The 7,190-nt window shown below is 64.3% G+C and carries 8 protein-coding genes and 1 tRNA gene; 3 read left to right on the forward strand and 6 right to left on the reverse strand.

All coding sequences use genetic code 11. The annotated features are described in order from the left end of the window. Positions 1 to 437: M20/M25/M40 family metallo-hydrolase (locus JOZ76_RS23590; protein ID WP_291702416.1), on the reverse strand; the 437-nt coding region annotated here is incomplete at its 3' end. A 278-nt stretch (positions 438 to 715) separates the two neighbouring features. Continuing rightward, positions 716 to 2,392, reverse strand: a complete 1,677-nt coding sequence (locus tag JOZ76_RS23595; RefSeq protein ID WP_291702418.1) for a methyl-accepting chemotaxis protein — start codon at positions 2,390 to 2,392, stop codon at positions 716 to 718. Positions 2,393 to 2,700: 308 nt separating this feature from the next. Between JOZ76_RS23595 and JOZ76_RS23600 the strand changes: the two genes are divergently transcribed. Genes JOZ76_RS23600 through JOZ76_RS23610 form a run of 3 tightly spaced genes read left to right on the forward strand, consistent with a single transcriptional unit; the run spans position 2,701 to position 4,176 of the window. Beyond that, positions 2,701 to 3,021: an ArsR/SmtB family transcription factor gene (locus tag JOZ76_RS23600; RefSeq protein ID WP_291702420.1), complete on the forward strand. Its 321-nt coding sequence runs from the start codon at positions 2,701 to 2,703 to the stop codon at positions 3,019 to 3,021. Further along, on the forward strand, positions 3,022 to 3,501 hold the full coding sequence (locus tag JOZ76_RS23605) for an SRPBCC family protein (RefSeq protein WP_291702422.1): 480 nt from the start codon (positions 3,022 to 3,024) through the stop codon (positions 3,499 to 3,501). A 15-nt stretch (positions 3,502 to 3,516) separates the two neighbouring features. Continuing rightward, positions 3,517 to 4,176, forward strand: a complete 660-nt coding sequence (locus tag JOZ76_RS23610) for a glutathione S-transferase family protein (protein WP_291702424.1) — start codon at positions 3,517 to 3,519, stop codon at positions 4,174 to 4,176. Positions 4,177 to 4,207: 31 nt separating this feature from the next. On the opposite strand, the gene JOZ76_RS23615 is transcribed toward JOZ76_RS23610, so the two are convergent. The 4 genes from JOZ76_RS23615 to JOZ76_RS23630 form a co-directional block, all read right to left on the reverse strand. Beyond that, positions 4,208 to 5,068, reverse strand: coding sequence for an alpha/beta fold hydrolase (locus JOZ76_RS23615; RefSeq protein WP_291702426.1), 861 nt, complete (start codon positions 5,066 to 5,068; stop codon positions 4,208 to 4,210). A 130-nt stretch (positions 5,069 to 5,198) separates the two neighbouring features. Next, positions 5,199 to 5,285: transfer RNA gene (locus tag JOZ76_RS23620), tRNA-Leu, on the reverse strand. A 103-nt stretch (positions 5,286 to 5,388) separates the two neighbouring features. Next, entirely contained in the window at positions 5,389 to 6,537 is a 1,149-nt protein-coding gene (locus JOZ76_RS23625) for a site-specific integrase (RefSeq protein ID WP_291702428.1), read from the reverse strand. Continuing rightward, positions 6,521 to 6,763 carry a hypothetical protein gene (locus JOZ76_RS23630; protein ID WP_291702430.1) on the reverse strand — a complete coding sequence of 81 codons (243 nt, stop codon included), beginning with the start codon at positions 6,761 to 6,763 and terminating at the stop codon, positions 6,521 to 6,523. Before JOZ76_RS23630 ends, JOZ76_RS23625 begins: the two co-directional genes overlap by 17 nt. Positions 6,764 to 7,190 lie beyond the last annotated feature (427 nt).

The following is a 7,190-nucleotide window of genomic DNA, read 5'->3' on the forward strand; positions in this document are numbered from 1 at the left end:
TCGTCGGGCGTGAACAGCACGGTGATCGGCAACGGTGTCGTGAAGTCGGCACGCGCAAGCTGCCGGATCGCCTCGAGCGTGAGATAGTTGCCGCCCTTCATGTCGAAGATCCCGGGGCCAAAACATTTGTTGCCCTCGCGCCGCCATTTGAGTTTCTCGATGGTGCCGACTGGGTGCACGGTGTCGAGATGGCCTGATATGAGGATGCCCGGCTCGCCCTGTTTGGGATGCGGAAATCGGGCGCGTACACAGCCCGCAAAGCCCTGGCGCCCAGCGATACGCTCGATCGCGGCCCCCATGATCGCCATCTCGCGTGCGGCGAGATCGAGCATGCGCTCGACGGCGGAGGCATCGAAAGTCGGGCTCTCGCACTCCACCCAGCCACGCAGGCCCTGCAGCATGGCTTCGGAATCGAAGGGAAGGTTGGCTAGGTTCATGGGAGTCTCTTGCTCGGGCTTGCTTGACGCGCAGATCGCTGCCCATAGCTCGTCATGCCCGGGCTTGACCCGGGCATCCCACGCCTTCACTGTCTCTGAATCAAAGACGTGGATGGCCGGGACAAGCCCGGCCATGACGGGTGAATGAGCGGTGCAAGGAAACGACGTCCGCAAGCGCACTTCAAGCGTCAAAATGCGGATCGGCTCGCGTCCAAAACAAAAAGCCTCCGTTCCGCCTTGCGGAACGGAGGCTCAATCGTGTGGGGTTGTCCGCGCGATCAGGCGGCCCGGACGCTCGACAGGAATTTCCTGACTTCGAGCTCCAGGCGATTGCTTTCTGTCGCGAGCTGCCCGACCGCGCTCAGCACCTCGCCGGAGGCGGTGCCCGTCTGTGCCGCGCCGCGGCTCACCTCGTTGATGTTTTCGGCGACCTGCGCCGTGCTCGACGAGGTCTGCTGGATGTTGCGCGAGATCTCGGCGGTCGCCGCGCTCTGCTCCTCGACGGCGGCGGCGATCGCCGAGACGATCTCGGCCACCTGGTTGATCGTGCCGCCAATCTCCTTGATCGCGGCGACCGAGCCCTGCGTGGTCGCCTGCATGCTCTGGATCTGGCCGACGATCTCCTCCGTGGCCTTGCTGGTCTGCGAGGCCAGCGCCTTGACCTCCTGGGCAACGACCGCAAAACCCTTGCCGGCATCGCCGGCGCGCGCGGCCTCGATGGTGGCGTTGAGCGCCAAGAGGTTGGTCTGCTCGGCGATCGCCGTGATCAGCTTGACCACGTCACCGATGCGGCTTGCGGCCAGCGAGAGCTCGCCGACATTGGAATTGGTCTTGTCGGCCTGCCGCACCGCCTCCGTTGCGATGCGGCTCGAGGTCTGTACCTGGCGGCTGATCTCGGCAATCGAGGTCGTCATCTCGTTGGTCGCGGCCGCCACCGCCTGCACGTTGGTCGAGGCATCGTTCGAGGCCGAGTTCACGGCCAGCGATTTCTTCTGCGTCAGATCGGCGGTCTGCGTCAGGGTCTGGGCCGCGATCTCGAGCCTGGTCGACGCCGACGACACGGTCGCGATGATGCCGCCGACCGCGGATTCGAACTGGTCGGCGAATCGGCGCAATTCGGCCTTGCGCTGGGTCTCGGCCTTGACCGCCGCATCCTTCTGCTGGTGCTGGAGCTCTTCGCGCTCCATCGCGTTGGCCTTGAAGATGCCGACCGCTTTCGCCATTTCCCCGATCTCGTCGGACCGGCCGATACCGGGAATTTCGACATCGAGCTTGCCGTCGGCCAGTTCGCTCATAGTCGTCGTGATCGCCCGGACCGGGCGCACCAGTCCGCGGGCGAGCGGCACCGCGAAGGCGCAGAGCAGCGCGATCAATCCGACTGCCCAGAACAGCGCATTGCGCGCGGCGGTGTAAAACACCGCGTCGAGGTCATCGACATAGACACCGGTGACGACGATCCAGTTCCAGGAGGGGATCAGCATCGCATAGCTGAGCTTGTCGGCGGGGTCCATGCTTCCCGCCCGCGGAAACTGGTAGCTGACGAAGCCGCCGCCGCGCTGCGCCGCCGCGATCAGGTCGCGCACGTAATGCACGCCGTTGGCATCCGTGGTGTCGATCCGGATCTTGTTCTCGAGATCCGGCCGCGTGCCAAGCACGATGGTGTTACCGTCGGGCAGATAGACGAAGAAGAAATCATTGTTGCCGTAGCGGATGTCCCGGATCACCTTCTTTGCGCGCTCCTGCGCCTCGGCTTGCGTGAGTTCGCCTCGCTCGGCGGCGGCGGCGAAGTTTTTCACGATCGAGGCGGCAGTCTGCACCTCGGACATCACGGCACGCTGGCGCTCCTGCGTGAGCGAAGAACGCAGGGCGAGGAGTTGGACGACGATGACGGCGAGGCTGGCAACGATAGCCAGCGCCACCAGGAGACCGAGGCGGCGGGAGATCGTGAGTTTCATGGCGGGCTTCCGGAAATGTGCAGGGGCGGGAGCAGGGGCTGCGGTGGTCGCTACGCAAGATCGGGCCTTCTGGCCGGCGCGCCGCGCGTGACGCAGCGGTCGGCGAGATGCCTTATACATCAGCCAGTTTTGTAAATTCGCGCTTAAATAAACGCGTCGACTCAATGCGTTACAGGCTGGTTTTTTGAGCAGGCACGAGCCATGCGCTACCCTTGGTTGTTTTCAGTTCGTCACTACGCAATGCCGCGCGTGGCGGTGCGCCGTAAGAACGGCTTGACAAATTTGTAAGTGAAGGCTTACCGTAAGTCATGGCTTACGGAATGGCGCTGGCAGTACTTGCAGACCCAACGCGGCGAAAAGTGTTCGAGCGCCTGCGCACCGGTCCGCGCGCGGTGAATGCGCTGGCCGCGGGACTTCCGGTGTCGCGGCCGGCAGTGTCGCAGCATCTGCGGGTGTTGAAGGAGGCTGGACTCGTCGAGGAGCGCAGCGAAGGCGTGCGACGGATCTATTCGGTGCGCCGCGAGGGACTTGCGGAGCTGCGCGACTGGCTCGATAGTTTTTGGGGCGATGCGCTCGATGCGTTCAAGCGCGAAGCGGAGCGGTCGCATAGGGAGCGCGGGAGAAAGTAGATGGATGAGCTCGCAAGCCTCGCCCCGGTGAAAAAATCCGTCCACGTCAAGGCGCCGATCGCGCATGCGTTCGACGTGTTCACGTCAGGGCTGTCGCGCTGGTGGCCGACCACGCACGGCATCGGCAAGAAGCCGATCAGGACGGTCGTGATGGAGCCGCGGCTCGGCGGTCGCTGGCTCGAAATCGCGGAGGACGGCACCGAGACGTGCGCGGCCACCATCATCCTGTGGGAGCCGCCGCATCGCTTCGTGATGCTCTGGCAGATCAGCGCGCAATGGAAGCCCGATGCCGCGATGAAGTCGGAGGTCGATGTGCGCTTCACCGCCGACGGGCCGGAGGCGACTCATGTCGAGCTGCTGCACCACAAATTCGAGACCATGGGCGCGGAGGCCGGCGCCTCGATGCGGCGGGATGTCGACGGCGGCTGGCCGGGCCTGATCGCGCGCTTCGTCGAGGAAGCCGAACGCAGTCAATCGTAAGGAAGGGAGAGGCTCATGTCGGAATTCATCGTCCACTCGATTCCTGGCAGCCCGTTCGGGCGCGCCGTCATGTCCACGCTGGAAGAGAAGGGCGCGCGTTATCGCGTGGCGCCCGTCATGCCCGGCACATTGAAATCGCCCGCTCATCTGGCCCTGCATCCGTTCGGCCGGATCCCGGTGCTGGAGCACGACGGTTTTCGGCTCTACGAGAGCCAGGCCATCCTGCGCTATCTCGACCGCGTCGTGCCGGAGCCACCGTTGACGCCCGCCGAGCCGAAGCGCGCGGCGCGCATGGACCAGGTGCTGAACGTCTGCGACTGGTACCTGTTTCAGGGCTGCGGCAGCGTGATCGGATTCCAGCGCGTGGTCGGCCCAAAACTGATGGGGCTGACGCCGGACGAAGCGGCGATCGAGGCCGCGATGCCCCGCGCACGCGCTGTCTTCGCCGAGCTTGCGCGGTTGCTCGACACGCAGCCCTTCTTCGCCGGGGACGCGCTGTCGCTGGCCGATCTCCACGTCATGCCGCAGATCGATTTCTTCACGCTGACGCCGGAATGGGCGGAGCTCGGCGCGCCCTATCAAAACCTCGTCGACTGGCTGAAGCGGATGCAAACGCGGCCGAGCTTTGCCGCCACCACCTGGGAGCGCGTCGCCGACATGGCGAAGGCGGCCTGAGGAGAATCGTCCGCAGAGGCAGCGCGCCCCCTCACGCCGGATGGTCGCGCAGATGCGCGACCAGCAATTCGCTGACGCGGTCGGGCACCTGGTCGGCGGCAAAATGGCCGACGCCGGGAAGGACCTCGAAGCGATAGGGCGCGGCGACGAAATCGGCCGTGCCCTCGGCCGCGGCGCGGCCGACCGTGTCGTCGGCATCGCCCCAGATAAACAGCGTCGGCACATCGATCTGACCGAGCGGCGAGCGGATCGTGCCGCGCGCGCGATACCAGGCGAGCGCAGCCTCCATGGCGTCCTTGTTGCCGAGCACGGCGAGGTGCTCGGCCATCGCCGCCGCCGGCATGCCCTGCGCCGCCCAGCGCTCCCGGAGCCATTTGCAGTCGTCGGCGAGCACGACATCCGCGGCATCGGGTTCGAGGAAGGCGGTGTGATGCCGCGAGCGGCGCGCCTGCTCGCCATCCGCCATGCGCAGCGCCCGATTGAAAGCATTCGGATGCGGCCTGGAGAGGATCGTCAGCGAGGCGATCCGCTCCGGATGGCGGTCCGCCAGGGCCCAGGCGATGCTGCCGCCCCAATCATGGCCGGCGAGATGAAACCGCCTCCCGTCATAACCCGACGCCGCGACGATCGCGATGGCGTCGTCCATCAGGCGCTCGATGTGATAGCTCGGATGATCGCACGGATCGGGACGGGCGCGGGGAGAATAGCCGCGCTGGCTCGGCGCGATCGCCCGAAAACCCATGTCGCCGAGCGCAGCGAGCTGCGCACGCCAGCAGTGCATCGATTCGGCAAAGCCGTGCAGCAGCAACACCGGCGGCGCACCCGCCTCGCCCGCAACCAGCGCATCGAAGGTGAGGTCGGGGGCCGTGGTGATTGTGGTAAGAGACGGCATGGTGAGACCTCGATCGACTCCGATCCCGCTGCGTCGTCTTCGCTTTCGCCAAGGCTCAAGCTACGCCGGACACGCTTCGCCCGGATTGCCCGGCGTAGCCGCGCCGCGCGTAGCCCGCGAGGGCGAAACGTGGTGCGGGCGGTGGGACTCGAACCCACACGACGTTGCCATCGAGGGATTTTAAGTCCCTTGCGTCTACCAGTTCCGCCACGTCCGCGCTTTGATTCCCTTAGACTTTTCGCCGTTTCGGGGCAAGTGTTTGACAGAAACGGCTCCGTGTTTGACAAATCACGAAATGTTCTGTTCTCGGCCTGTCCGGGTTACGGCCTGTCCTTGAGCCGGTCGAATGCCCGGATGATGCTGATCTCCGCCTCGACGTGCCGAGTGTAGTGTTTGCCCATCTTGTCGGAGACGTCGCCGATTAGGGCCGCGACCTCGCTATCTGACGCGCCGTTGCGCTTCCACCAGGCCGCGTAGGAGACGCGCAGCCCGTGCAGGGTGGTGCCGGCACCGATGTGGCCGACGCGCTCGTGATCGCGAAGCCAGTGGCTCACGCGCGTCTGCATCTCCTTTTCGCTCGGCCAGAGCGATCCGTCGTCGCGCACTGCTATCGCGCCGTCGGCGCGCTGCACCTTCAACTCGGCCAGGAAGTCCTGCATCTCTCGCATAACCGGCAGGAACACCGATTTGACTTTCTTCCTGTTCTTGCGCGGGACATAGCGCACGGCCTTGCCGGTCGGCCCTTCCGGGTGATCCTCGATCTGCTTTCGGTTAAGGCTCACGATGGTCTGGCCGCGCAGCCCAATATGGCGCGCCGCCATCATCGGGATCAGCACCTCGAGCGGCGCGTGCTCGAGCACGAAGTTCCATTCCTTGGCGTACCATTCCCGGTTCGCATCCGGGTCGGCTTCGTGCGCACGATCCATGCCCAGGCAGGGATTACGCTCCATCTTCCCGCGCTTCACCCCCTGCTTAAACATCGAAGAGAGAGCCCGGATCATCTTGTCGGCAAAACGGGTTTTCTTCTTCGCGGCGCACGTATCGCGGAGCTCGTACAGCTCTGGCGTGGTGATGTCGATGAGCTTTTCATCGAAGACGTCGGCGAGCCAGCGATAGGCCTTGAGGTAATCCTCGCGTGTGGCCCTGGCGAGTTTGGCCCATTTGGGATAGGCGCCATCGATGGAGCCGGGCGGGTCCACTTCCTTCGGATTGCGGTCGATGTCGCCATTGGTGAACCAGTGCACAAGCCCGCCAAGCGTGCCGTCGCCGAAGTCCTTGGCGGCGCGCTTGGGCAGGCGGGGCTTGTTGTAGGCCTGAAGGAACTCCGGAGTTTCAAAATGGCGATCGAGGGCCCTCCTGTTGCCGAGGAACCCTTTGATCAACACCTCGCCCGTAGCGCGGCGATAGACGTACCACTTCCCCCGGGCCTCAAAAATCTGGAGCCCTCTTAGCTTAGACGCCGCCGCCACCGATCCGCTCCGCCAACCGCCGCCGTGTAGGCGCCGAGCGTGCGGCGTCGGGGTCCAGGCTGTCAAGCCATTCATCCAGGCTGGTACGGAGCCAGCGCCGGCCGTGCGATGATTTCGTGAACTCGATGGGAGCAACGGTGCAAACCTCCTTGAACGTGTCGACCGACAGGCCGCAATATTCGGCGGCCTGGTCAAGACGCAGTGCGGCGGGCCAGCGTTCGCTCACGGAAGTTCGCGCATTGAGTAAATGTCGGAGGTCTCGATCATCCCGAGCATTATGCTCAGGCGAGGCCGAAATGGAACGGCGGTTATAAACTCATCGTACGATTGGGTGCCACGGCGAACAAAAAGGAAAGAAGAAGCTGCCCGCGGCCTTTGATTATCGAATTTTTCGACGTTAGGTGCGCTGCACGCAGCCCGCTCTGATGAAGAAGGTAATTCCCCGATGCTTGGAACGAGAGTCCACCGTGATCGCAGCTATTGATTTTGCTGTTGGCTCGGACCGCACTCGAACCTGCAACCAGACCGTTATGAGCGGGCCTGCTTGCTCGAAGGTCTCGGAGAACATTGACGTTTTTCGTGGCGTTGCCTGACGATCTTCCACGTTCGTTCACGCTGTAGCGGTGGTCAATCGGTGGTTCGAATTATGAAGA

The organism is Bradyrhizobium sp., from assembly GCF_019244115.1.
Lineage (GTDB): Bacteria > Pseudomonadota > Alphaproteobacteria > Rhizobiales > Xanthobacteraceae > Bradyrhizobium.

Bases quoted from the DNA above. Each gene is read 5' to 3' on its own strand.
- JOZ76_RS23595 (WP_291702418.1), bottom strand. From the start codon at position 2,392: ATGAAACTCACGATCTCCCGCCGCCTCGGTCTCCTGGTGGCGCTGGCT.
- JOZ76_RS23600 (WP_291702420.1), top strand. From the start codon at position 2,701: ATGGCTTACGGAATGGCGCTGGCAGTACTTGCAGACCCAACGCGGCGA.
- JOZ76_RS23605 (WP_291702422.1), top strand. From the start codon at position 3,022: ATGGATGAGCTCGCAAGCCTCGCCCCGGTGAAAAAATCCGTCCACGTC.
- JOZ76_RS23610 (WP_291702424.1), top strand. From the start codon at position 3,517: ATGTCGGAATTCATCGTCCACTCGATTCCTGGCAGCCCGTTCGGGCGC.
- JOZ76_RS23615 (WP_291702426.1), bottom strand. From the start codon at position 5,068: ATGCCGTCTCTTACCACAATCACCACGGCCCCCGACCTCACCTTCGAT.